This is a genomic window from Bradyrhizobium sp. CCGUVB14 (assembly GCF_024199935.1).
Lineage (GTDB): Bacteria > Pseudomonadota > Alphaproteobacteria > Rhizobiales > Xanthobacteraceae > Bradyrhizobium.
Map to the genome: position 1 here is coordinate 3244774 of NZ_JANADS010000001.1, position 21310 is coordinate 3266083.

At 59.8% G+C, this 21310-nt stretch carries 22 protein-coding genes; 5 read left to right on the forward strand and 17 right to left on the reverse strand.

Annotation, left to right across the window (positions count from 1 at the left end; genetic code table 11):
• Nucleotides 1–1381 precede the first annotated feature (1381 nt).
• Nucleotides 1382–1624, forward strand: a complete 243-nt coding sequence (locus NLM32_RS15105) for a DUF6894 family protein (protein WP_254129741.1) — start codon at nucleotides 1382–1384, stop codon at nucleotides 1622–1624.
• A 60-nt stretch (nucleotides 1625–1684) separates the two neighbouring features.
• Here the strand turns inward: NLM32_RS15105 and NLM32_RS15110 are convergent, their stop codons facing one another.
• The 6 genes from NLM32_RS15110 to NLM32_RS15135 all read right to left on the reverse strand — a co-directional run bounded on the left by NLM32_RS15110 (nucleotide 1685) and on the right by NLM32_RS15135 (nucleotide 6819).
• On the reverse strand, nucleotides 1685–2059 hold the full coding sequence (locus tag NLM32_RS15110) for a hypothetical protein (RefSeq protein WP_254129742.1): 375 nt from the start codon (nucleotides 2057–2059) through the stop codon (nucleotides 1685–1687).
• 855 nt (nucleotides 2060–2914) lie between these two features.
• Nucleotides 2915–3178, reverse strand: coding sequence for a hypothetical protein (locus NLM32_RS15115; protein WP_375143640.1), 264 nt, complete (start codon nucleotides 3176–3178; stop codon nucleotides 2915–2917).
• 533 nt (nucleotides 3179–3711) lie between these two features.
• Complete coding sequence (locus NLM32_RS15120; protein ID WP_254129744.1) at nucleotides 3712–3894, reverse strand: hypothetical protein; 183 nt, start codon at nucleotides 3892–3894, stop codon at nucleotides 3712–3714.
• A gap of 752 nt (nucleotides 3895–4646) precedes the next feature.
• On the reverse strand, nucleotides 4647–4844 hold the full coding sequence (locus NLM32_RS15125; protein WP_254129745.1) for a hypothetical protein: 198 nt from the start codon (nucleotides 4842–4844) through the stop codon (nucleotides 4647–4649).
• A 136-nt stretch (nucleotides 4845–4980) separates the two neighbouring features.
• A complete protein-coding gene (locus NLM32_RS15130) occupies nucleotides 4981–6564 on the reverse strand; it encodes a recombinase family protein (RefSeq protein ID WP_254129746.1) in 1584 nt (527 codons plus the stop codon).
• Nucleotides 6565–6600: 36 nt separating this feature from the next.
• Nucleotides 6601–6819, reverse strand: a complete 219-nt coding sequence (locus tag NLM32_RS15135) for a hypothetical protein (protein WP_254129747.1) — start codon at nucleotides 6817–6819, stop codon at nucleotides 6601–6603.
• 220 nt (nucleotides 6820–7039) lie between these two features.
• Here NLM32_RS15135 and NLM32_RS15140 point away from each other — a divergent pair, with 220 nt between their 5' ends.
• Both NLM32_RS15140 and NLM32_RS15145 read left to right on the forward strand, forming a co-directional pair.
• Complete coding sequence (locus tag NLM32_RS15140) at nucleotides 7040–7501, forward strand: hypothetical protein (protein ID WP_254135572.1); 462 nt, start codon at nucleotides 7040–7042, stop codon at nucleotides 7499–7501.
• 187 nt (nucleotides 7502–7688) lie between these two features.
• Nucleotides 7689–8063, forward strand: coding sequence for a nuclear transport factor 2 family protein (locus NLM32_RS15145; protein ID WP_254129748.1), 375 nt, complete (start codon nucleotides 7689–7691; stop codon nucleotides 8061–8063).
• Nucleotides 8064–8719: 656 nt separating this feature from the next.
• Here NLM32_RS15145 and NLM32_RS15150 read toward each other — a convergent pair.
• Nucleotides 8720–9694 carry an ABC transporter substrate-binding protein gene (locus NLM32_RS15150; RefSeq protein ID WP_254129749.1) on the reverse strand — a complete coding sequence of 325 codons (975 nt, stop codon included), beginning with the start codon at nucleotides 9692–9694 and terminating at the stop codon, nucleotides 8720–8722.
• A gap of 330 nt (nucleotides 9695–10024) precedes the next feature.
• Between NLM32_RS15150 and NLM32_RS15155 the strand changes: the two genes are divergently transcribed.
• Nucleotides 10025–11800 carry an adenylate/guanylate cyclase domain-containing protein gene (locus NLM32_RS15155; protein WP_254129750.1) on the forward strand — a complete coding sequence of 592 codons (1776 nt, stop codon included), beginning with the start codon at nucleotides 10025–10027 and terminating at the stop codon, nucleotides 11798–11800.
• Nucleotides 11801–12144: 344 nt separating this feature from the next.
• Here the strand turns inward: NLM32_RS15155 and NLM32_RS15160 are convergent, their stop codons facing one another.
• Entirely contained in the window at nucleotides 12145–12432 is a 288-nt protein-coding gene (locus NLM32_RS15160; RefSeq protein ID WP_254129751.1) for a hypothetical protein, read from the reverse strand.
• Between the two features lie 163 nt (nucleotides 12433–12595).
• Between NLM32_RS15160 and NLM32_RS15165 the strand changes: the two genes are divergently transcribed.
• Entirely contained in the window at nucleotides 12596–14551 is a 1956-nt protein-coding gene (locus NLM32_RS15165) for a PAS domain-containing sensor histidine kinase (protein WP_254129752.1), read from the forward strand.
• Between the two features lie 284 nt (nucleotides 14552–14835).
• On the opposite strand, the gene NLM32_RS15170 is transcribed toward NLM32_RS15165, so the two are convergent.
• The 9 genes from NLM32_RS15170 to mdcC all read right to left on the reverse strand — a co-directional run bounded on the left by NLM32_RS15170 (nucleotide 14836) and on the right by mdcC (nucleotide 21308).
• Nucleotides 14836–15078 carry a hypothetical protein gene (locus tag NLM32_RS15170; protein WP_254129753.1) on the reverse strand — a complete coding sequence of 81 codons (243 nt, stop codon included), beginning with the start codon at nucleotides 15076–15078 and terminating at the stop codon, nucleotides 14836–14838.
• Nucleotides 15079–15093: 15 nt separating this feature from the next.
• Nucleotides 15094–15414: a hypothetical protein gene (locus NLM32_RS15175; RefSeq protein WP_254129754.1), complete on the reverse strand. Its 321-nt coding sequence runs from the start codon at nucleotides 15412–15414 to the stop codon at nucleotides 15094–15096.
• A gap of 71 nt (nucleotides 15415–15485) precedes the next feature.
• Complete coding sequence (locus NLM32_RS15180; protein WP_254129755.1) at nucleotides 15486–15944, reverse strand: Hsp20 family protein; 459 nt, start codon at nucleotides 15942–15944, stop codon at nucleotides 15486–15488.
• A 1003-nt stretch (nucleotides 15945–16947) separates the two neighbouring features.
• A complete protein-coding gene (locus tag NLM32_RS15185; RefSeq protein ID WP_254129756.1) occupies nucleotides 16948–17868 on the reverse strand; it encodes an acyltransferase domain-containing protein in 921 nt (306 codons plus the stop codon).
• Nucleotides 17868–18716 carry a triphosphoribosyl-dephospho-CoA synthase MdcB gene (gene mdcB, locus NLM32_RS15190; protein WP_254129757.1) on the reverse strand — a complete coding sequence of 283 codons (849 nt, stop codon included), beginning with the start codon at nucleotides 18714–18716 and terminating at the stop codon, nucleotides 17868–17870. The genes NLM32_RS15185 and mdcB overlap by 1 nt, the downstream gene beginning before the upstream one ends.
• Complete coding sequence (mdcG, locus tag NLM32_RS15195; protein ID WP_254129758.1) at nucleotides 18713–19360, reverse strand: malonate decarboxylase holo-[acyl-carrier-protein] synthase; 648 nt, start codon at nucleotides 19358–19360, stop codon at nucleotides 18713–18715. The genes mdcB and mdcG overlap by 4 nt, the downstream gene beginning before the upstream one ends.
• Nucleotides 19353–20093 carry a biotin-independent malonate decarboxylase subunit gamma gene (gene mdcE, locus NLM32_RS15200; protein WP_254129759.1) on the reverse strand — a complete coding sequence of 247 codons (741 nt, stop codon included), beginning with the start codon at nucleotides 20091–20093 and terminating at the stop codon, nucleotides 19353–19355. The genes mdcG and mdcE overlap by 8 nt, the downstream gene beginning before the upstream one ends.
• Nucleotides 20080–20994, reverse strand: coding sequence for a biotin-independent malonate decarboxylase subunit beta (locus tag NLM32_RS15205; RefSeq protein ID WP_254129760.1), 915 nt, complete (start codon nucleotides 20992–20994; stop codon nucleotides 20080–20082). Before NLM32_RS15205 ends, mdcE begins: the two co-directional genes overlap by 14 nt.
• Entirely contained in the window at nucleotides 20991–21308 is a 318-nt protein-coding gene (gene mdcC / locus NLM32_RS15210) for a malonate decarboxylase acyl carrier protein (RefSeq protein WP_254129761.1), read from the reverse strand. The genes NLM32_RS15205 and mdcC overlap by 4 nt, the downstream gene beginning before the upstream one ends.
• Nucleotides 21309–21310 lie beyond the last annotated feature (2 nt).

The following is a 21310-nucleotide window of genomic DNA, read 5'->3' on the forward strand; positions in this document are numbered from 1 at the left end:
CGATTTGCGATCATTTCCCAGGACCCGAAAGCACTTCAGTTGTTCGGCAGCGCTTGCGAGTGCGGAACGGTAGCCGTGACGTCATCCACGTCTCTGCCGGCCGACTGGCGCCATGCTGCCACGCCGAAGCACACGGTTAATGTCAACGCAGTCGCTAGCAGTAGTACGGATAAAAACTGGCTCACGTCCGCACCTGTCAATTGAGAGGACGAGCCGCCACAACTAGCCGATTCGAGAGATGGAACGAAGGCATCGGAATGGCATCCGCCGGGCGACTGAAGCGCTAAACGACAAAGGCCGCAGCGAGTGAGTTCGCTGCGGCCGCGCCGTGTCAAAAATTCCGGGTGAAAAGATCTAAGTGAAATATGGGCCAGCCCCGGTGAACCGAGGCTACGACAGGCGCACGGTTCCCGCCAACACCTAGGTTAATTAACGATTAATCAGTTAGTTGAGGGAGAGCGCCGCCCAGGGGCTGGCGCGGGCGGGCTCTCGCCCCAAGCACAAGGCCGCCATGCCCCTCGCGGCCCCGTCCCAACACTAACCTTCGCAGATTCGTCGAATTAGCTGCGTTCAGAAGTACACGATCATTCGAGCTACTCCTGAATTGAGCGATGAGGTGTGTCCGCCGCCGCTAGCAAACGCAGTAAGGCCGCTCAGTTAGCAGGCCTGCTCCGCCGTCCGAGTGCGAAGCAGGCTTCAATCTAGTCTAGCGGTCGGGTTCTCCCTCCGAACCAGAGAGAGTGTGATATGCGCGCTCTGCTTGTTCCTTCGTCAAATTGGCTGCGAAATGGGTTCCGATTAGCGCCGGACCGCGGCGATGGCGGTCGTAGACCATCCAACCATCGCCTCCCATGCGAACAAGAAACCTGTTAGGGGGCTGCGCGCTTTCAATCATACTCCCCTCCTGGTTCCTAGGCAGAGCAAATTCGTCGTCTGCATTTGCATATGTGAAGCCAGTCGGGAAAAATAGGCAATCGAATTCCTGCCTAGTGCATGAAGTGACGGCCTTCGACCTTGGGAGATTTACGGTGAGTGCAAGCCATGCTTGCGGTCTGTTCCCCCCGGGGCCGCCGGGCTGCTTCCGACCCAGTGGCCTGTTCGATTTGCTTAGTGCCTGTTCTGCATTTAGGCGCATACAATAGCGTGCCAGAATCTCATCATCGTTCCTGTCGGTGCGGCGCTGTTTACAGCCGCACCGAGTCGATGGCGCCTAGTCGGCAGATCGCTAGCTTCGAGTGCTCTGTTTGCGATGCGACCATGGAGTCTTGGAATACCGCATGGGTTCCAACTTATCGGCTGATAGCCGGTCCGGTTAGACTTCCTCCGAGCGCAACTAACATTCGTTGATGACTTGCCGTTTGGGCCCGCTAATATCCGGCCTATGACGCGGTACTATTTCGACCTCTTAGATCAAGACGGCCGCGCGGTTGACGAGGAAGGCCTAGAGTTCTCCAGCATTGAAGCTGTGGAACGAGAGGCTGCGAAGGCCATGGCAGATGCCGCCGCGGATCGCTTCGAGCGCCTAGTCCAGCCGAGTGAATCCTCAATTGAGGTTCGTGACGATCAAGGCCTCGTCATGCGCGTTCGGTTCACCATCCAGATCGAGCGGCTTCGACAGCAGTAAGGCCGCCTCAGTTGGCGGCCTTCGGTCGGAAATCTACGGTCCTGCAGCCGGATATCCGACTCATTCGAGAACATCGTATTCAAACGCCACCCCCTCGGGGTCGTTTTCCTGAAACCATGTCTCGGCCGCGTCGACGCTCGCAAATACCTTGATGTGGTCCTTGTCGCCGATCTGCTTAGCGGTGTTCACGTATATGAAGACGGTCATAGATAGATACCTCTCAGCTTGCGCGGAACAACCCAACAGTTCTTGCATTTCGACACAGCCGATCGCTGTCGAGGAAGCCGCCGTGGAAGAACAAGCATCGCCGCCCGAAAAGGATAAGCGTCCACCCGATTGTCCGACCTGCGCCAACCCGGCGCGCCCGATGACCTCAGTATTGGATCTAAAGTACCAGCGGGTGATCCCAGTATTCTTCTGCGACACTTGCCGCAAGGAAGTCTGCGACTAGGCCGCTTTAGTTTGCCTCATTGCTGGTGCACTTTTCTGCATTGAGTCCGAGCCGCAATAGCTCCCTGACGGCTGCCGCTCGGCTCGGCAGGCGCTGCGCAAACCAAAAATCGTCGACGGCTTGATTTTCCTCCATCGATAGCTCGACCTGAAGGCGGACTGTGAGGCGGCGTTGTCTCATGTGCACGCAATGCGGAATAGGATTTCAAAGTTCCGGCAGAGCAAGGCCGCCTCAGTTGGCGGCCTTTCATTGTATCTCTTGAGCTGGGGCCCATCCCAATAACCTTTTAATTCGGGACTCGGGACTGACGCCCACCGGCTCTGAAGCACGAAAGCCGCAGGGAGGGCAAATATCTCAACGCCGATGGCACGCATCATGCTTGTTGCTGTTCGCCGCGCCGATTGTGCGGAACGTCGCGGCAGAGGGCCGCAGGCGCCTCCCTGGCTGGCACAGCGCCTGCGGCCATTTCGTTGGACGGTAGCGCCTCACAGATGCAGCCCCATGATGAAACGAATGGTGAAGAATGCTCCTCCGACCACGACGGCCGTGGCACTAATCGCAAATACTACTCTCCAACCCTCGTTCATGCAGCCTCGCACGTAACGGCCCCCGCTATGGGGCACAGCGAGGGCCGCGTTGGGATGCCTAAGGGCGGGGGGGGCCGGCCCTAAAGCAAGATAGCAACGTTAGGACGGTTGAGAGGTTCCTGCTTGCGCAGTCGGCTCCGATCCATCACCAAGCTCGACGACTTTACGCGCACTCGTGGTTCTTTGCGTGCAGCCTGGTCGCTTGTGAAGAAGCGAAGGGCCGCCGGTTCACGCTAGCGGGTCTATCGACCATCACAGAGTAGCGTCGAGTGGGATGACGCAAATGGCGGCGCCGCCATCATCGATTACAAAGACGGAGTACCCTTTGCCGACTAATTCGGGTCGGGTCTCGCGTAACGAACGAGCGAGTTTAATAGCCTCTATCTGTGCCTCGGTTTCGCTAGGCAAATCATGCGCGCCGAAGTCCGAAACGAAATGCGTATCAATGAGCTTGTAGGTAAAAAGAGGCATCGGGATTGCCCGCGACAATGCGAAAGGCAAAGCCCCCACTGGCATAGCCAAGCAGGGGCTCGCGGATGGATGGCGCGAGGCTCGCGGACGAGGTGTCGCTCCAAGGACCCGTATCACTGAAACAAACAACCGCTTTGGTGGGTCGACTAAATATTGTGCAAGCCGCGCAAATAAAAGGCCCGGCGCTCTTCGCGAGATCACCGGTCCCCGTTCGATCCGCCTAGGCTCGGCTCCACAATGGAATGACTTATCCAGAGTAAACGCCCTTCGCTCGCTGACGAGAGAGCCCTGATCTAAAACGAAAAGGGCCCCGGCTTAGTTGGGGTCACGGCGATCTGGGGCTCGAGTGCCCTTCGCACCGTTCACGCTGGCGGGCCTCGCATCACGATTATCGATAGGACGATGATCAAGCCGGCAACGGTGAGCGCCCAAGCCACGGCGTGCAAAATCCACGGCGGCATAAATCCCTCCGCGCCCAAATTTCTCCCCCGATAAAATTGCCCCGCCCCATACAGGGTGTCTTCGACGCCCACGGAATGGTTCAATCTCAGCAGAACAGGGCGTCGCCCGCCCGGTCTTCATCCCGCATGCTTCACGCTGTCCGCGATCGCACGCTCCACCTCGGCGGCGAGCACGGTTAGGTGATCCGCCAACCGGGTGAACAGTTCTCGCTTTTTGGGGTCGCTCGCCAGATCTCGGATCAGCGCGCATTCGGCCGCGTCTGTTCGGAGCTTTTCCAACTGAGCCTGCATGTCCTTCATCGCAGATACTCCGTTCCGAAACTGGAACTGTATAGCCGATGTTCAAAAGTGCACAGAGTGGATTGCCGAAATTTCCTATGCTGACGCTGCTTGGCGACCCCATTACCGCCAAGTGTCCTCAAACGGTCCCAGCACCAATGCCGGGGCTGTTTTTTTAGCTGATGCACATCATGGTGGGATTGCTATCGGCCCCCAGGGTGGCGCGCGGCTCACGGCCTCCGCACACAGCGCTCGTCGAAGCGCGGGACTGGCTCATCCGATGCTCGCAGATCCGGTGTGCAGCTTTGTCCGGTCGTCTGTCAGCTCCTCGACGTAGTCGTCGATTGCGCTCCGCAGCTTTTCAGCGTCGGCGCCGTGGACTCGGCGATTAGAGATCAGATACCGCCGTAGGCGGTCGAGACGGCAATATCCGCGGCGCGCGACGCTTCTGCGCGCAGCCGCTCGCGTTCCTGATGGTAGGCCTTCGCGGCCGCCCGGTTCTCCGCCTTTGTCACGGCTCCATCGAACCGCGGCGCCCGCGAGAGTCAAATCATCGATCACTGGTGGCTCAGGACGCATGGCGGTCAGCTGAAGCCTTCGCTGATTTCGGTCTCGCTCAGGTCGTTAACCGCCAGGCAAAAGGCAATACTGCTTCATCGCTCGCGCCGCGATTCTGAGACAAAAGAGAGGCGCGAGTAGAGCAGGGCGGCCACTTGCTTGGGCGCCGGCGGCCGGCGGTTTATCCCGGAACGGTGCGGCGCTCCCTCAAGGCCTCAATTCGAACCTGGGAAGGTCGGGTGCAAAGATTTGACGACCTCCGCGCTGCGTTCACCATCATGCAACTTTCGGAGCAAGGCCTCTTTTTCAGGCCCTGGCGGTAAACCGTCGGCTTGCTCCCGCAATTCTCGAATTCGCGCAGCCAACCTGTCTTCAAGTGACGTGGTTTGCTTGAAACGGCGTCGCGTCTTCATACTGATCCTCCACTCAGTATCAAAAAACGGACGGAAAACGCGGAGAACGCGTCTCGGTTCCCGGCGGTCCCTGATGACCGACAAGCGGAACCAAGTACAGGGAGCTCGTCGACCGGATCTCCGGTGGGCCGCGCCCCTATGGCCGTAGCGCGGCCACCTTGGTCAATACCGCTCGCACAACGTCATCCATTGACGGGCATCGAAAGACAGCGAACCGCGAGCGCGTCGTCTTTGTGAGACTGATTACCTGCGAGGCCATTTCCGCCAAGGGTAAGAGGAAATAGTCCGTAACCTCTCTGTTCGTCTTTTCGTCTAGTCTCAGTGCCAGAATAAATGCGGCTGGCTCGACGCGCCGTCGATGAACCAACCAAGCGGGCGCGCGGCACGGTGAAGGATAGTAGCGTGCCATGCGCAGCGAAATCGCGAACCTGGCGTCAATCAACATCACTTTGGTGTCGGCGTCGAAAACGGCGGCAGCGCCAAGCGCGCGGATACGGGTGGCAAGGTTGGCCGCCTGCCGCAACAATTCCGCATCTGACTCCTGGCGCGCGTCCAGATAATCGAAATCGCGCTCGGAATTGACATAGCCGACGTGGCGGAAAGCTTCCCGCAGGCTGCCAAACCTGTAGGCATACAAGGCGGGGCTTGGCATGTTGCCCACTGTCGCCATAATCGAGACGCTCAGCTTCCCGTTGACCGCGAGAGTTTCGCGCAGTTTCTTGAGCAATTGCTCGTCCGACAGTCGAACAAACTGCTCTTTGAGCTGCTGTTGGGCCTTCAGGAAGATGCTCTTATCGACGATCGGATCGTACAGCCCCGTTGTCCTGATCCAAAGCTCAGGCGGATTCTTCTTTATCACCTGTTTGAGTTTGAATGACTTGCGATTGTAGACGCTGTTGCCGATGTAGGCCTCGTTGTTGAGAATATTGCGGATCATGGCGTTCGACCATAGTGTTCCCCGGTGGTTGGGCACCTGTTCCCTGTTGAGCAGCCGCGCGATGGATGACTGGGATCGTCGATGGACCACGTACTCACGAAAGATTTGGGCAACTATTCGTTGCTCTTGCTCCGGTCCTGGCCGGACGAGCACCCGGTCCGTCTGAAGATGCTTGCGCTGGCCCTTGCCCAGAATGATGCCCCTCGATCGGCGATCCTCGTCAACGAGTTCACGCTGCAGCGCGTAGCCGACAGCGCCTCCCTGCTTGAAACCGAGACTCGCGACGCGACAGGCGCCCGCATGAACCTTGACCGAAAGCTCTCTTGAATACTCGGCAGCCATGACACGCTTGAGATTCTTCACGATGCTCGCGATGACGCTGCCGTCGTTGTCGAACTCTTCGGCGCAATAGCAGACCTTGATACCTGCCTGCCGGCAGGTGAATTCATAATAGGCACTCTCGTCAGGGTTCTGGAAGCGTCCCCAGCGGCTCACGTCATAGACCAGGATGTGATCAAAATCCGCGCGGGCGCTGCGCACATCCTCGATCAGCGCAATTAGCCCTTCGCGGTGTTCGATGTGAAGGCCGCTTCGGCCCTCGTCTCTGTAGGTGCGAACGATCACGAGGTCATGCTGCGCAGCATAAACCGCAATGGCGGCCGCCTGGTTCTCGGTCGAGTAGCGCTGATGTTCCGTCGACATCCGCACGTACTGGGCCGCGCGGCCGGCGCTTGTCGGTGTCAGCAAATCGGTCCGGGGGCGAATGATCAATGCGTTGGCCATCCGGTGCCTCCGCCATTACGCTGAGTAATCGCGCGCTTACCACGGCAACGCAAAGCCATGCCTGCTCAGCCATCCTAGCACGGCCGAGCAGGCGAGGGAAAACAAGCCGCCCCACAGCCAAGACCGACCGCGCGCGGCACTGATTGATCTCAGATACAGGAATGCCCCGAGCAGCGTCCCATAGTTCCTTTGGAACTCTCCGTTGAGCTTGGCGATCTTCGAGAGTTCTGATGCGGCTTCGGCTTGATCGGCCATGGGGCTGGCTCCATCGTGGTTGTTGCCAGCAGCCTATGAACCACTGTTTTGCCCGACGGAGCAAGTGAAATTTCGGCGTATCAGAAGTTTCTATGTCAAGCGCACAGTTGCCTGAACGCTATGAAAAGGACTGCTGTGCTGACACTCAAAGTTCACGCACGTTGGGAAACGTCGCGGATGTAACGCGTTGAAGATCGGGGCATCCACTGGAGGAATGCCTATGCGAACACCAGTTTTTGCAATTGCCTTGCTGGTCGGAAGCACGATTGCGATGCAAGCAACGGCGCAACAACAGGCCGCACCTAGTGAGCAAACCGGGAGCCAGATGCACAGTGACGTTGATGCGACGGTCAAAGGAAGCGAACCGAATGAGCAGATGCAACGGGATGCAGACAAAGGCATCAAGACCCGCAACTCCGGAGCCTCTGGCTACGTAGCAAATGAAGAGAAGCCTGGCGCGGCAACGCACCCGCCCGGCCAGCCCAACGCAGGCGGGGCCGCAAGCGCAACCAGCGGGCAGAATTCGGGCGCCGGTATCAGCGGTGCGCCGGGTGGCAAGAGCGGACCGTCCCGCGGACAAGGCACAGTCGGGTCAGCAGGTGACTCAACTGCGCAGCATCAGGATCCCGCCAACGTAAAAGGGCTGCCCGGAAACAAGAGCGGTCCACCTGCCAAACGTTGAGACGCAGCGGGTTCAACTCGCCCGAGAGCTTGGGCGGGGCTCCAGCGTGATTGTTGGAGCCCAGGCTCCGCGATTTAATCCCGTGAGCTTGGCACCGTAATATTGCGGGGGTGGCGTTCAAGCCACATTCATCACGGTCCGCCTAAGTCGCGCTTCGGGAGCGGCGCGTGCTTTATGGTGGAACCTCATGTCGAATTCACGGGACGGCTTCGATTCGCTGGCCGCTGTCGTAGACTGGCTCGATGCCTGTCGACGGGGCGATCTCAACTCGCTGCTCGATTTCTACGACGAACGCGCGGTCATGGAGTGCAACTGTGAGGGCGTGAGCATAACGGGCCGACATGCGATATCGGCCTACTGGGCGCCCAAGCTAGCAAGCAAGCACATCCGCGGCTTCAATCTTGATCACTTGGCCCTGACCGGTCACGGGGTGCAGATCGATTATCAGAACTATGAAGGCAAGCCGGTCCGGCTCTATTTCCGCTTCGGGGTTTCTGGCCAGATCATTTACGCGAGCTGCGGCCCGCTAGAGCCTCGCTTGCCGAAGTACTTTTCCCACTAACACGAACCTAGAGACACGAATGCCGCACCGACTATGATCGCTGCGGCGAGCGCCAACGTCGCGACGTCCTTCGAGGTACCCACAATGGACATGCCGTCACGAAGGGTTGGAGTGCTAAGAGCTCTTGAGACGGGCATTTCGCGCTGGCCACGGCGTCCCACATGACGCGATGGCTTGATAACGTTGAGCTGCGCGAGCTGATATATGCGCTTCCTAGTCCTAGGCCCTATCCGAAATTGCCAGTCTCCTGATTGCCGAAAATTGAACGCAGGACGGTTTTGATTGTTGTCCTGGCATCGCCGCTTTGAACCTAGCGTGGGCGCTGAGAGACATAACTGCGCTCTCGTCAATCAGAGGAGCGGACCCGATGTGCGAGAAGTGTTCAGAGATAGACGCCACCATCGCTCACTACCGTGGCCTCGCGCGGCAAATCACCGACCGGCAAGCTCTCGACGCTACCGCTCGGGTGACAAGAAACCTTGAAGCGCAGAAAGTTGCACTTCATCCCAAAAAGTGAAGTCGTTTCGTGGCGGCTCTTTGGGAGCTCGGTTCTTCACAAGCCTGCGCGATCACCGCTCTGGAGTCCGTCAAGGGCTGTTATCGGACTCCAGAAAGTGGACGGTCGGAAGGTCGGCTAAGGGCCACAAGCGGAAATCTCACTCGATGATCTTATCGGCTCGGGCCAGAACACTCTCGGGAATTGCTAGGCCGAGCGATCCGGCTGTCTTGACATTCAAGGCCAGTTCAAAAGCGACCGGCTGCTCGACAGGAAATTCCGCCGGGTTTGCACCGTTGAATATTTTGTCGGTATATTGCGCTGCCTTACGCCACATCTCCTTCAGGCTAGCGCCGTAGCTCGCCAGGCCGCCCATTTCGACATAGCTGGAAAATTGAAAGACCGCTGGTATATTTCTTTTCGCTGCCAGCGCTACGATGCTTGGCCTGATTGGGTCGGCGAGCACAAAAAGCGCGTCGCACATTTCCTGTTCCATCCTGTCAAAGGTCTTTTCAAGATCGGCGGGTGTGGGAGCAAGGACTGGAACGGTTGCCAGACCTAGGCGCTTGATGGCCACCTCCGTCAATTCGTACTGGTGCGGATGAGTAGGATTTGAAGACATCAGCACCGCAATACGCTTTGCATTTGGAAGAAGGGCATGAAGGAGTTCGACCGATTTCCCAATCGCATCGCCATACATATTCGCGATGCCGGTAATATTTCCTCCTGGATGGGCTAGGCTTTTGACAAAGCCAGAACCGATTGGATCGGTGGACGGACACATTACAATGGGAATGTTCGATGTAGCATGCTGGGCCGCAGCAATCGCGGGTGTCGCTACGGCAACAAATGCGTCTGGATGGAGTTCAACCAGATCATGCGCTAGCTGCGGTAATCGTTCTGATTTTCCTTCCGCTCCTCTGGTGTCGATCACCAGATTGTCGCCGTCGGTGTAGCCGAGCCGCTGCATCTCCGCGCGGAAGGCGTCGAATAGTTCGCGATCCGCGGGGTTGTCCAAGAAGCCCGGATGCAGGTAGGCAATGCGCCACACCTTGCTGGATGTTTGCCGCGCCCGCACTGCAAGTGGCCACGCCGTTACGCTCGCAATCAGGCACATGAACTCGCGCCGTCTCATTCTGTCCTCACGACTATCGCCCTCCTTAAAGTAGCATATGTTTGAAAGGCTATTAGGCATCGGCGATGACTGCTGTGGGTCAGAAGCGGACGTCGGCGGAGCAGGGGAGTGAAGCCTTGGAGTCCGCTAAGGGCTGTTATCGGACGCTAGGCTTCGGGCGGTCAGGAAGTCGGCTAAGGGTCAGAAGGCGAACTCCTGGTGACCATTGAACATTTCCTACGACACGGTCAGTGTCGCTGTCGTTTCGCGCAGGCATGCGCTTGGAGGTAGTGCGTGTTTGTTGTCGCCCGTGATCCAGCGTAGGAATGTGCCAGACAGGATTTGTCGGCCATGGCGCAAGAGCGGTCAGTTCGGATCGAGCGGAGGTTATCGGCGATACTCGCGGCCGACGTGTCCGGATATTCACGACTTATGCACGAAGATGAAGAGGCTACGCACGCCAAGCTGATGGCGCTTCTCGCCAGCGGCGTCGAGCCCGCAATCGAGGAACACGGCGGTCGCATCGTGAAAAACACCGGCGACGGGTTCTTGGCAGAGTTTCCAAGTGCCGTCGAAGCAGTTCGGGCTGCGATGCAATTCCAAGCTCGCGTTCGCGAACTTACCAATGCCGACCGGGAGGACAGCCGTATCGCTTTTCGGGTGGGCGTCAATATTGGTGATGTAATCGTCGAGCCCCACGACATCTTTGGGGATGGCGTCAATATCGCGGCACGGCTCGAGAGCGTCGCAACTCCCGGCGGCATCTGCATCTCCTCGGCTGTTTACGATCAAGTCCAAGGCAAGATCGGCGATAGGTTTGCCGATCTCGGCGAACAGGAATTTAAGAACATCGGCCGTCCGGTTCGAGTTTACGCCGTAATGGATCAATTCAGCCCAGCGACACCGTCTCAGCGCGTGGGTTCGCCACCTCGCCTTTCCATCGTTGTGCTGCCCTTCGTCAACCTCAGCGGCGATCCGGAGCAGGACTACTTTGTAGATGGTGTGACCGGGAGCCTCACCACAGATTTGTCGCGCATCAGTGGCTCATTTGTTATCGGCCAGCACACCGCGTTTAGCTACAAAGGCAAATTGGTCGATGCCCGGCAGATTGGTCGGGAATTGAATGTTCGCTACGCGCTTGAAGGTTCGGTGCAGCGTTGCGACAATCGTCTCCGGGTGAATGTTCAATTAATCGATGCCAAGACGGGCAATCACCTGTGGGCCGATCGCTTCGACAAGCCCATCGCCGATCTGCTCAACATGCAGGACGAAATTGTAGCTAGGATTGCTCGGACATTAGATAGCCAACTCATTGTTGCCGAGGCGCGTCGCGCGGCAAGAACGTTGAATCCCGATGCCATGGATCTCTATTTCCAGGGGCGCCACTCCTTCAACAAGGGGCTGACACTAGAATATCTGACAGAATCTCGCAATTCTCTTGAACTTGCTCTGGCAATCGATCCTAATAATGTCGATGCCCTGAGCTGGACGGCGACGGTCGAGGCAGCGCTTGGAGTGTTGTTCTTAACCGACCACCCCCAAGAGCACCTGAAAGCGGGAGAGACAATCGTGCTGAAGGCGCTGTGCCTTGCACCTGACCATGCCTGGGCTCATTTCACCCTTGCCCTTCTACTAGTCCATACGAATAGAGTGTCCCAAGGCGTGGCTGAGTGCGAGCGAGCCTTGAGCCTGGATCGTAATTTGGCGGACGCGCACGAATTAATGGGCATCGCCAAACACTATCTGGGCTGCGCCGCTGATACTGAATCCCACGTCAACGAAGCACTGCGGCTGTCCCCTCGCGATATCTCCGCCTTCCGATGGATGAACACGGCGGGCTTTGCCAAACTGCAGATCGAAGCAGACGCTGAAGCAGCCGCTTGGTTTGCTCGCGGAATCGAGGTCAACCGAAACTATCCGCTTCTGCATTTTGGGTACGCTGCAGCGCTTGCACTTCTTGGGAGGCCAGACGAGGCGCAAGTGGCCGCGAAAACGGGCCTTGTTCTTGATCCAAGGTTTACTATCCGTCGCTTCAGAAACATTCCATTGCGCGGGGACGCGAAGTTCGTCGCAGGGGCCAAGCGCATGGTCAAGGGATTGTACATCGCCGGAGTACCGGAGGGGTGATTTCCGATCAGGGTCATTCGCGGACTTGAACTGCGGACGACGGACGTGGTGCTGGGGTCCGTTAATGGATCTTATCGGACTTCGGTGCTTTTAAGTGAGAGGTTACTGCGCGCCGTCCTAGCGGGCCAATCCGCGCGACGGCCCCAAGCGCCTCCGGGCTGGAGAGGAGGAGAACGCCGGGGCCGCGAGCGCGCCACTCAGAATACGCTTAGCGCGCCGTCGACATCCTGAACTTCATTACCGATCCCGCGCCAACAAATGTGAGAGTTCCAGATTAAACTTTTGCAGTTGTGTTCTTGCGTGGCCCCCGAGCCGACCTTGTTCAAATGCCAAGCCAGGTCGATTTACGCGTCCTTCCGCAACTTTGACCGCAATTCGGCAATGGAAAGCATCACCCGTTCGAACGTCTCGGTTGCGCGCTGCCTGTCGCTCCCCCGCGACACAAGAAGGCTAATGTTCTTCAGCAGAATGCTTGCTTTCTCGATACGTGCAAGCTGCTGGGCATACCCGTCCTCCCCACTTAAAAGTACTGCTTTCAATTCCTCACTGAGCTCCGTTAGACGGAAAGCGCACTCCTCTGATGACAGGTCGTGAACGGGATATGGAAACAGCAGGATTTTGTCGCGTTCCATGTGGGCCTCCGCCACAGATACGATAGCGGAGCGGCTTTGGATCAGTGTGCCCTGCAGCATTATTCGTGAAAAATTGTAATGTGTCGCAACGACGGAGCTCGGTCTTCAGGAACATTCCCTGCGGTCCGACGTTTCGCTACCCCGCCATTGCGAGTTTCAATATATGAAAACAGGTGTCGCTGCGGGCTCTCCGAGCCTCGACCTGATGCTCAATGCCATCGTCGACTACGCCATCTTCATGCTTGACGCCGACGGCGTGGTGAGAAGCTGGAACAAGGGTGCTGAGCGCCTCAAAGGCTATGTCGCCGATGAGATCATAGGAAAGTCTTTCTCGACCTTTTACACGCCGGAAGATCGAGAAAAGGACTTACCGAAAAAGGCTTTGGCAACGGCTGCAGCGACTGGGCGCTTTGCTTCCGAGGGTTGGCGGGTCAGAAAAGATGGCAGCCGATTCTGGGCCCTCGTCGTGCTTGACGCGATACGTGCCGAAGACGGCGGGCTGATCGGGTTCGCGAAGGTCACGCGCGATATCACTGAACGGCAGCAGGCCCACAACGACCTCCTGGAAAGCGAACGACGCTATCGCCGGCTCGTCGAAGCCGTTGTCGATTACGCTATTTTCCAGCTGGACGCCTCAGGGCACGTGGCGACCTGGAACCCTGGTGCGGAGCGCATCAAAGGATATCGACCGGAAGAGATCATAGGCCGGCATTTCAGCACCTTCTACACGCCCGAGGATCTTGAAAAGCAAGTGCCGAAAACAGCGTTGGCGGAGGCCGCCGAAAGAGGCCGCTTCGAAGCAGAGGGCTGGCGCATGCGAAAGGACGGCACGCGCTTCTGGGCTTCAGTGATTATCGACCGCATTACCGACGAGAGCGGTGAGACCATCGGCTTTGCAAAGGTGACACGCGATCTCACCGAGCGAAAGCAGGCTCAGGACGAGCTTCAACGAGTCCAGGAACAACTAGCCGCGTCGCAAAAGCTTGAAGCGATCGGACAGCTGAGCGGCGGCATCGCTCATGACTTCAACAATCTGCTCATGATCGTTCTTGGCAATCTCGAGAACGCGGAGCGAAACAGCCGCAATATCGGCGGGCCGAATCTCCATCGTGCGCTGGCCAACGCAAAGCGTGGCGCTCAAAGGGCTACGGCGCTGACCAGCCGGTTGCTGGCCTTCTCCCGCCGCCAAGCGCTGGACCCGAAACCGATCAACCTCAACAGCTTCCTTGGTGGCATGCAGGAATTTCTGCAGCGCACGTTGGGCGAACGTATCGAAGTGCAAACCGTAGGCGGTGCCGGCCTGTGGCAGATCGAAGCGGACCTGAATCATCTGGAATCAACGATTGTCAATCTGGCGATCAATGCCCGCGATGCGATGCCTAATGGTGGAAAGCTCACAATAGAGGCAACGAACGTCTCTGCCGATGAAGACTATTCACGTGCTAACCCGGAGCTCATCGTCGGTCAGTATGTCGTCATCTGCGTGAGTGACACGGGATCTGGCATGACCCCGGAGATTCTAAATCATGTCTTCGAGCCATTCTTCACGACCAAGGAGCCGGGCCAGGGGACCGGCCTGGGACTGAGCCAAGTGTATGGCTTCGTGAAACAGTCAGGCGGTCATGTGAAGATCTACAGCGAGGTGGGGGAAGGTACGAGCATCAAGATGTATTTTCCCCGTTACACCGGCAGCGCGCAGCCTGATGCGGATGATACGGAAGAGTTCATATCGGAAGGCGCTTCCATCGAGACTATTCTCGTCGTTGAAGATGATGCCGATCTTAGGGGCTATCTTTCAGATGTGCTGCGCGATCTCAATTATCGGGTCCTATCTGCCGGCAGCGCGCAGGCGGCTTTGACAATTCTATTGCAGGAGAACCAGCAAGTTGATCTCCTTCTGACCGACGTGGTCATGCCGGGCATCAACGGACGCGAGTTGGGAAAACGCGCGCGGGCGATCAGACCACATCTCAGGATCCTTTACATGACGGGTTATTCGCGCAACGCAGTCGTTCACCATGGGAGACTCGATGAGGGCGTTGACCTTCTGGAAAAGCCGGTTACTCAAGCAAGATTAGCACTGAAGGTCCGTGAAATTTTGGATCGAAACCAGGATTAGCGGGGCAAAACTTGGATCAGTTGCCTAGAATCCGCTAGTCACGGAGTGGCGTCTACGCAGCGGCCCTTTGCAGGCCGCCGCGTTCCGGCAGTCCGTAAGCTCATCTTATGGCGCCAACGGCCCCGGATCGATTAGCCGGGCTCCGCTTGCGAGCAATAGAAACATCGCTTGATAGCCTCGGTATCTCGCGGCCATTCGGGTTCGTTCACGGCCCTTGTCCAGGACAGTGCCGGACTGGTCGCAAACTCGCCAGTCCCAACCACGGCGCCCCCGATCGATCAACATCAGTTCCAGCATTGAAGTTGAGCCACCCCGGATGATGCCCCATCGAGGGCAGGACGGTCGACAGGCAAGGAGAATGGGAAAGTCGTGGCCGATAACGCGTCAATCGCAATTTGCTCCTCCGAGAGTCGCTTCATCAAGAATTCGCGCTCGAGATCTGAGAGACGAGTGCTCAGCAGGCGGCGGTAACGGTGGACATTGTTGCGATGGGCGCGAAGCCGCGCCAGTTTTTCGTCCATTGTCATCTGAGGCTCCAACCTTTAGGCCGCGGCCGCACGATCGGTCGAACGAAGGCGGCAGGGCTTTCCACCAGGTGGGGTCCGAGGCCCTTCGTCCAGGGTGCACAGCGCGTCCAATATGTCGTCGATCGACACGGGCTTCTTGAGCCCGTCAGGTGCACGCATGGAAGGGCAAGATGCGATCCCAGATGCATCGGACGCCCATGAAGCCAGAATTGCGCGCTTCTCGGCCAACGTCAGGACCGGGTTATCCACGACGTCTTTAGGTGTCTCAAAGACCGTGCCGGGATGAAGCAGCGCGTCGAAGTCAAAAACGTTGTCGTCAGCGGTCGTCGGCCGCATGGTCCTCTCTCCCTTTCATTGACGAATGGATGGAGCCGCACGACCGGCCGCGCGGCTCCTCGGCACGCCTATTAGGCGGCGGCTTTGGTTTCCAGCCTCCGCACGCTCCCGCTTGGAGAATGGCCGATCGCAATCCGGCGCGGCTTCATCGCTTCCGGGATCTCGCGAACGAGCTCGATGGTCAGCAATCCGTTGTCGAAGGCAGCGCTTTTGACCTCGACATATTCGGCCAGGCTGAATTGGCGCTTGAAGCCGCGAGCCGGGATACCGCGGTAGAAGAAATCACGCTCGGTCTTGTCGGAATTTCTGCCTTCCACCGTCACCACGTTCTGTTCGGCGGTGATGACGATGTCTTCCGGTGAAAAGCCCGCAACCGCCAGCGAGATTTGATAACGGTCGTCGGCGAGACGCTCGATGTTGTAGGGCGGGTAATTGACGTCGCTGGCCCGCTGAGCGGTTTCCGCGAGGTCAAAAAGGCGGTCGAAACCAATGCTCGAGCGCCAGAGGGGGGCGAAATCGTAGGTGCGCATAGCCAAATCCTCCTAAGAGCAAGATGTCTACGAGCGGCACCGGACACAACCGGTGCCCGTCTCTTGGCCCAGGCCCGTGAGGCGCCCGGACGCCATCGTTGGATGGCGACACAAAAATTAGCAAAGCCGGTTTTTGTTTCAAGAGGGGCCGAAAAAATTTTGGATAGGTATCTGACGCGGGCTAAAGGCGAAGGTCTGGCGGCTAGCTCCACGAGCTGGGGCGCGGCGGTTTCAGGGTCAGCGTAGGGCCGGGCTCGGACATGTTTCATGCTGCAGCCTGGCTGTGCGAGGCGAGGACTTGTGATTCAACGGTATGGGATGGTGACGGCCTTGCCGCAGAAGCATCGTGCAAGCCCGTCCGGCCTCTGTGGATGGCAAGGCGAATGCCCACGGCAAAAGGCCAGATGGAAGCACGCTTGCAGCTGCACTGATCGTCGGACGACGGACATGGCGGGCGGCCACGATCTGCCCGCCGTGCTTCCGATGTGCTTCCGGCCCGCTTTTGCGGTGGAGCACGCTTCTCGCTAAGTATTTGATTTGAATGGTGCTGCCAGACAGGATTGAACTGTCGACCTCTCCATTACCAATGGAGTGCTCGATGCCTCGTCATATCGATGCAGATTTCTGACCACCGCTTGATCACCGAAACCCCGAACGCAGAGATCGCAGGTCTTGGGCAAACTATAATTCGCCTGTAACCAAATCGATTTGGATTGATCGGCAGGAGTGGGCCCGACCTTGCGCCGTGTTCGCGTACAATCTGCACTGGGGCGAAGCGCTTCCCTGTTTGGAAATGCTAGCTAAGCAATTGATATTGCTAGGGGCGAATTCGAACGTTTTTTCCAAATGCGCCCTGAAATCACTCACTAATCAAGCAGGTTTTGATTCCGCCATTCGGAGGTTCGATCCCTCCCGCCCCAGCCAGATTTTCCGCTTCGCCTGAAATATCGCGCGAAACCGGCTTGGTTGGGGAGCTCCTGCGAGCGTGCTCGGCCGGCCCGCCTCATTCCGAGGTGATCCATCTCCGCAAACCGCCCGCTGAGCGAAATCCGTCGGCAGAATAGCAGCGGATCGAGGGATAAGAGCCTTGCATCATCTCGGCCAGCGCGTGTCCCGGACCGAGGTCCAGCACGCGGTCGACGCCTTGCTCTGCAAGAGCCTCCAGCGTCGCCGCCCAGTCGATCGGGCATGCGACCTGGTCGGCGAGCTTTGCCGTCGCATCGGATGCGGAGAAGATGCGTTCGCCGCCATCACCGGCGAGGAGGAGCAGCTGATATGCGACGGGCGCGCGCGTGCTTGCCATGAGCGCCTGAAGCAGGGGGACGCAGGCCGGTTCGAGTCGCGAGGTGTGCGAGGCGATCCTGACGGCGAGAAGGCCGGCGCGCGCGGCGCCTTGTGTCGACGCCTCCTGGCAGAGATTGATGACATCCTGCTCCATGCCGCCGATTACATGGAGACGATCGGGGTTCCTGATAGCGATCTCGCAGCCGTGCTTGTCGAGCAACGGTTGCAGCATGGCCCGATCGAGGCCGCGGACATAGCCGAGGCGGCCGTCCTGACCTGCCACGCGATCCATCAACCGCGCGCGAATATCGGTCAGTCGCAGGGCTTCGGCGGCGGGCCATATTCCCGCAACACTCCAGGCTGCCATCTCGCCGACGCTGTAGCCCGTGACGGCGGTCTCTTCGGTCAGGAGGTCGGCAATGCAGGCGTGGATCGCGAGCGCCGATGTGACGGTCAGGATCTGGCTGATTTGGTTGACGGACAACTCGTCCGCGCCGCGCGTCCTGACGAATTCCCGCGGATCCTGGCCGAGACAAGCGGTTGCCGCGACGAAAACCGGCTCCGCGGCAGGCTGGTCCGCGACAAGATCGAAGATCTTGTCCGAGAGCGTACCTTGTCCGCCGCAGAGCAATGCAAGCATCAGTGTTCTATCCGGTCGATGAAGAGCGTCATGGCGAGCAGATCCGCCGAACCGCCGGGACTGAGATTGCGTGCGACGAAAGCCTGGTGGATTTGAGCTGCGCGGTCGCGCCAGTCCGGGCAACCAATTCCGCCCGAGGCCAGAAATCCGGACGCACTGGTTTGCGCAAAGCGCAATCCGTCGGTTCCGCCTCGGTGCAACAAATTGGTGTCGGCAACATCTGCGATCAGCGCCATGCAGGTCTGAACGCGAACCGCCTCTTCGTCGAGAGGTGCGAGCTTGCGCGCCGCGTACAGAGCGGGAAGAGCGATGTCATAGACGGAGGGGAAGCCGCAAGCGGCTTCCGCCCTCGCGCCGCCGGCGCCATAGCGGCGCGATGCCATCGCGCCATGACTGCGCAGTGAGATCGGGCCGTCGAGGATGGCCTCGCCCCAGCGTTGCGACACCAATTCGCCGACCGGCTTGCGGATGCCGAGCGCGCTGCGATAGCCGGCTGCAGCGCAGAGCAGACCCAGCCCGAAGATCGCTCCGCGATGCGTATTCGCACCGGAGGTCGCTGCCAGCATCGCGCGCTCGGCCGCAACCCCGATCGCGCGCAGCCGGTCCATGCCGGCACCCTCGGCGCCCGCGGCGGCGAGCTCGCCGAAAAACGGCGCCAGCGTGTCCGCGCTCAGGCACAGCAGGGCGGCGTCCATATCGCGATGCGCGCCGTTGTCGACATGACTGACCAGGCCCGGCTTCGGATAGGTCTCGACCTCGAGCTTCAGGCAGAGCGAGGCGAGATGACCGAGCTGCTCCGCTCGGAATGCGCGTTGCGGCAGCGCCTGCCATCTGAGCGCAAGGTTCATGACACTGCCCCCGCCAGAAACGCTGCGCGTGCCATGCTTGCGACGCCGGCTGGACTTTTCACAAGGACTTCGTCCTCGTCAGTGCCGGTCAGTTCGCGCCATTGCACGCCGCCGGCGGGGCCCGTGATCTCGCCGTCCAGCCGCATCGGCGCCTGCTTGGCAATTCCAGCGATCGCGGACGGCAGGGTTTTCGCTTGCGCCATTGATGACAGCGGCCAGAGCAGGTCGAGGTCCGAACTCTCAGTCAGATAGGGAAGGCCGGTGAGGTGTTGCCAGGCCAGACTGCCGAACGTGCGCGTCTCCGGCAGAAGTTGAAGCAGCAGGTCGATGGTCGTGCGCCAGTGCGCAGGCGCCGCCGCGGCGGCATCGGCCAACAAGGGAGGGGGAGCGGATGCAACGATATCGGCGGCGGCGAGCGAGACTGCGATGCGCCGTTTGCCGTGGCTTGGCGGCAGTGGCAGGCCGAGCGGAATCATGCCCGCAACGTCGCTGCAAGCCGGCCGGCGAACGATGAGGGGACGACCGGCGTGTGCCCAGCCTGCGACGATGGGCTCGCTGGCGAGCTCGGGATAACGGTTCATCACAGCGGTCCAGGCGGATGCGGCAGCCTTCACCATGCTGTGGCGCGCAAGAGCTTCAGCCATGTCGCGCCTCCTGACGTCGGGGCGCCGCAAGCGCGACAACGCGATCGGCGATCTCGGCCGCCTTGCGCCGGCCGCCACGCTCGGCGCCGAGCCGGCTGCGATCATCCTGTCCCTGCGGCTGTTGCAGCACGGCGGCAAGCTGCGGCGCCAGCGGTGCAGCTTCGTCCCAGACGGCATGAATGCCGCCTGTCAGCACGATGTTGTCGAGCCCGGGCGCGAACACCGGCGTTGCCTCGGCCTTGGCTTTCAACACATCGATCGGCAGCTTGGTGACCCGTGCCATCGAGGGCAGGTCCATCACCGCGGGATGAGCGCCGGGCAGCGCGACCAGCGTGCCGGTGGCGAGCGCCGTTGCGATGAACGCGCCGGCCGCGCTGCCGCCATAGAGCAGGCCGATGGTGCGGTGTCCTTCGGTCTCTGCCAACAACAGCGCCTTTGCGAGATGCGCGAGATACTCACTGAGGCCGAGCAACTCGTCGCGCTTGCTCATGCGCTGACTGGCGGAATCGACCAGGACCAGGATCGGCGCGCGATCGCCTGACTTGACGATCTCGATGACGCGCCGCGCGAGCACGATGGCTTCGTCCACGCCCAGCGGTTTGCCCTCGACGATGCCGAGCACGTGGACCAGTCCGCCGTCAGGCAGCACCGCTTGTCCCGAGATCATCGCGCCGTTGACTTCGATCTTGCGGCCGTTCGGGAACAGGCCGGCCAGGATGTCATCGAGCGTCATCGGCGTTCTCCCTGTTAGTAGCGGCGCGAAGGAACGCGCCGGTTGGAAGTGCGGGAACCTCGGTCGGATCGCCGATGCCGAGTGCCTGCCAGATCTCGACCGCGTCCTCGCTCTCGCCAAAGCGCTGCAACCGTCGCTCAAGACGCGCCTGTTCGGCTTCGAGAACAGTGACGTCGCATCGCGTGCCGAGGTCGAGTGCATCGATCGCGGCTTGCCGAAAAGCCAGTGCGTCGTCGTCGACGAATGTATCGGCGCCGCCGATGAGGTAGCGGTGCTTGCCGCCCATGGTGCGCCAGACCAGCGCGCGATCGCGCGAGTCGAATTCCTCGATGCCCTTGTTGGTCTCGATCACTTCGGGGCCGCTGACGCTGAGCCGGCCCTGCTCGGAGATGATCAGGCGCGAGCAAGTGCCGGCGATCAGGCTGCCGCCGCCATAGCAGCCGGCGCGCCCGCCGATCAGGCCGACGATTTTGACGCCGGCACGGCGCGCCTCGATCACGGCGCGCATGATCTCGGCGATCGCGAGCTCGCCGGCATTGGCTTCCTGAAGCCGCACGCCGCCGGTGTCGAACAGGATCAGCATGTCCTGCTTGAGCGCGCGGGCCGCGCGCAACAGGCCAGTGAGCTTGGCGCCGTGGATCTCGCCGAAGGCGCCGCCCATGAAGCGTCCCTCCTGCGCGGCGACGAAAACCGGCGCGCCATCCAGCTGGCCGCGTCCGATGACCATGCCGTCATCGAACTGCTCCGGCAGGTCGAAGATCGCCAGATGCGGGCTGATCTCGCGCAATTCGGGGCCGATGAATTCGGCAAAGCTGCCGGCATCGACCAGCGCGTCGATGCGCTGCCGGGCGCTCGCCTCGTACCAGCTCAGCGAAACATTGTTGGCTGCCACCTGTGTCATCGTTCCGGCTCCTCGATCTTGCGGACGCCTTGTGCCAGCCGCAGCGCAACCGTGTCGGGCCGGGCGCCGCCGTCATTGACGGAGATGTGCAAGCCGCCGGCCGAGCGGCGGGCGACGAAATCGCGAACGACGGCGTCCCACACCATGCCGAAGCCATGGGCCGCCGTTGCGATGTCGATGGTGCAGACATCCGGCGACGCGCTGCGCTCCAGCAGCACTTCGAGATTGCCGGAGGCGACGACGCCGACGATCGCCTGCGTGCGGGTGCCGCCGGCGCGCCTGGGGGCAGACAGTCTGAAGCTGAGCTTTTCCATGC

What these genes read in the sequence shown, in the direction of transcription:
- NLM32_RS15105 (WP_254129741.1), top strand. Translation starts at nt 1,382, where the DNA reads ATGACGCGGTACTATTTCGACCTCTTAGATCAAGACGGCCGCGCGGTT.
- NLM32_RS15185 (WP_254129756.1), bottom strand. Translation starts at nt 17,868, where the DNA reads ATGCTTGCATTGCTCTGCGGCGGACAAGGTACGCTCTCGGACAAGATC.
- NLM32_RS15120 (WP_254129744.1), bottom strand. Translation starts at nt 3,894, where the DNA reads ATGAAGGACATGCAGGCTCAGTTGGAAAAGCTCCGAACAGACGCGGCC.
- NLM32_RS15135 (WP_254129747.1), bottom strand. Translation starts at nt 6,819, where the DNA reads ATGGCCGATCAAGCCGAAGCCGCATCAGAACTCTCGAAGATCGCCAAG.
- NLM32_RS15140 (WP_254135572.1), top strand. Translation starts at nt 7,040, where the DNA reads ATGCGAACACCAGTTTTTGCAATTGCCTTGCTGGTCGGAAGCACGATT.
- NLM32_RS15175 (WP_254129754.1), bottom strand. Translation starts at nt 15,414, where the DNA reads ATGCGGCCGACGACCGCTGACGACAACGTTTTTGACTTCGACGCGCTG.
- NLM32_RS15150 (WP_254129749.1), bottom strand. Translation starts at nt 9,694, where the DNA reads ATGAGACGGCGCGAGTTCATGTGCCTGATTGCGAGCGTAACGGCGTGG.
- mdcB (WP_254129757.1), bottom strand. Translation starts at nt 18,716, where the DNA reads ATGAACCTTGCGCTCAGATGGCAGGCGCTGCCGCAACGCGCATTCCGA.
- NLM32_RS15130 (WP_254129746.1), bottom strand. Translation starts at nt 6,564, where the DNA reads ATGGCCAACGCATTGATCATTCGCCCCCGGACCGATTTGCTGACACCG.
- NLM32_RS15160 (WP_254129751.1), bottom strand. Translation starts at nt 12,432, where the DNA reads ATGGAACGCGACAAAATCCTGCTGTTTCCATATCCCGTTCACGACCTG.
- NLM32_RS15125 (WP_254129745.1), bottom strand. Translation starts at nt 4,844, where the DNA reads ATGAAGACGCGACGCCGTTTCAAGCAAACCACGTCACTTGAAGACAGG.
- mdcC (WP_254129761.1), bottom strand. Translation starts at nt 21,308, where the DNA reads ATGGAAAAGCTCAGCTTCAGACTGTCTGCCCCCAGGCGCGCCGGCGGC.
- NLM32_RS15145 (WP_254129748.1), top strand. Translation starts at nt 7,689, where the DNA reads ATGTCGAATTCACGGGACGGCTTCGATTCGCTGGCCGCTGTCGTAGAC.
- NLM32_RS15170 (WP_254129753.1), bottom strand. Translation starts at nt 15,078, where the DNA reads ATGACAATGGACGAAAAACTGGCGCGGCTTCGCGCCCATCGCAACAAT.
- mdcG (WP_254129758.1), bottom strand. Translation starts at nt 19,360, where the DNA reads ATGGCTGAAGCTCTTGCGCGCCACAGCATGGTGAAGGCTGCCGCATCC.
- NLM32_RS15165 (WP_254129752.1), top strand. Translation starts at nt 12,596, where the DNA reads ATGAAAACAGGTGTCGCTGCGGGCTCTCCGAGCCTCGACCTGATGCTC.
- NLM32_RS15205 (WP_254129760.1), bottom strand. Translation starts at nt 20,994, where the DNA reads ATGACACAGGTGGCAGCCAACAATGTTTCGCTGAGCTGGTACGAGGCG.
- NLM32_RS15180 (WP_254129755.1), bottom strand. Translation starts at nt 15,944, where the DNA reads ATGCGCACCTACGATTTCGCCCCCCTCTGGCGCTCGAGCATTGGTTTC.
- NLM32_RS15155 (WP_254129750.1), top strand. Translation starts at nt 10,025, where the DNA reads ATGGCGCAAGAGCGGTCAGTTCGGATCGAGCGGAGGTTATCGGCGATA.
- NLM32_RS15115 (WP_375143640.1), bottom strand. Translation starts at nt 3,178, where the DNA reads ATGCCAGTGGGGGCTTTGCCTTTCGCATTGTCGCGGGCAATCCCGATG.
- mdcE (WP_254129759.1), bottom strand. Translation starts at nt 20,093, where the DNA reads ATGACGCTCGATGACATCCTGGCCGGCCTGTTCCCGAACGGCCGCAAG.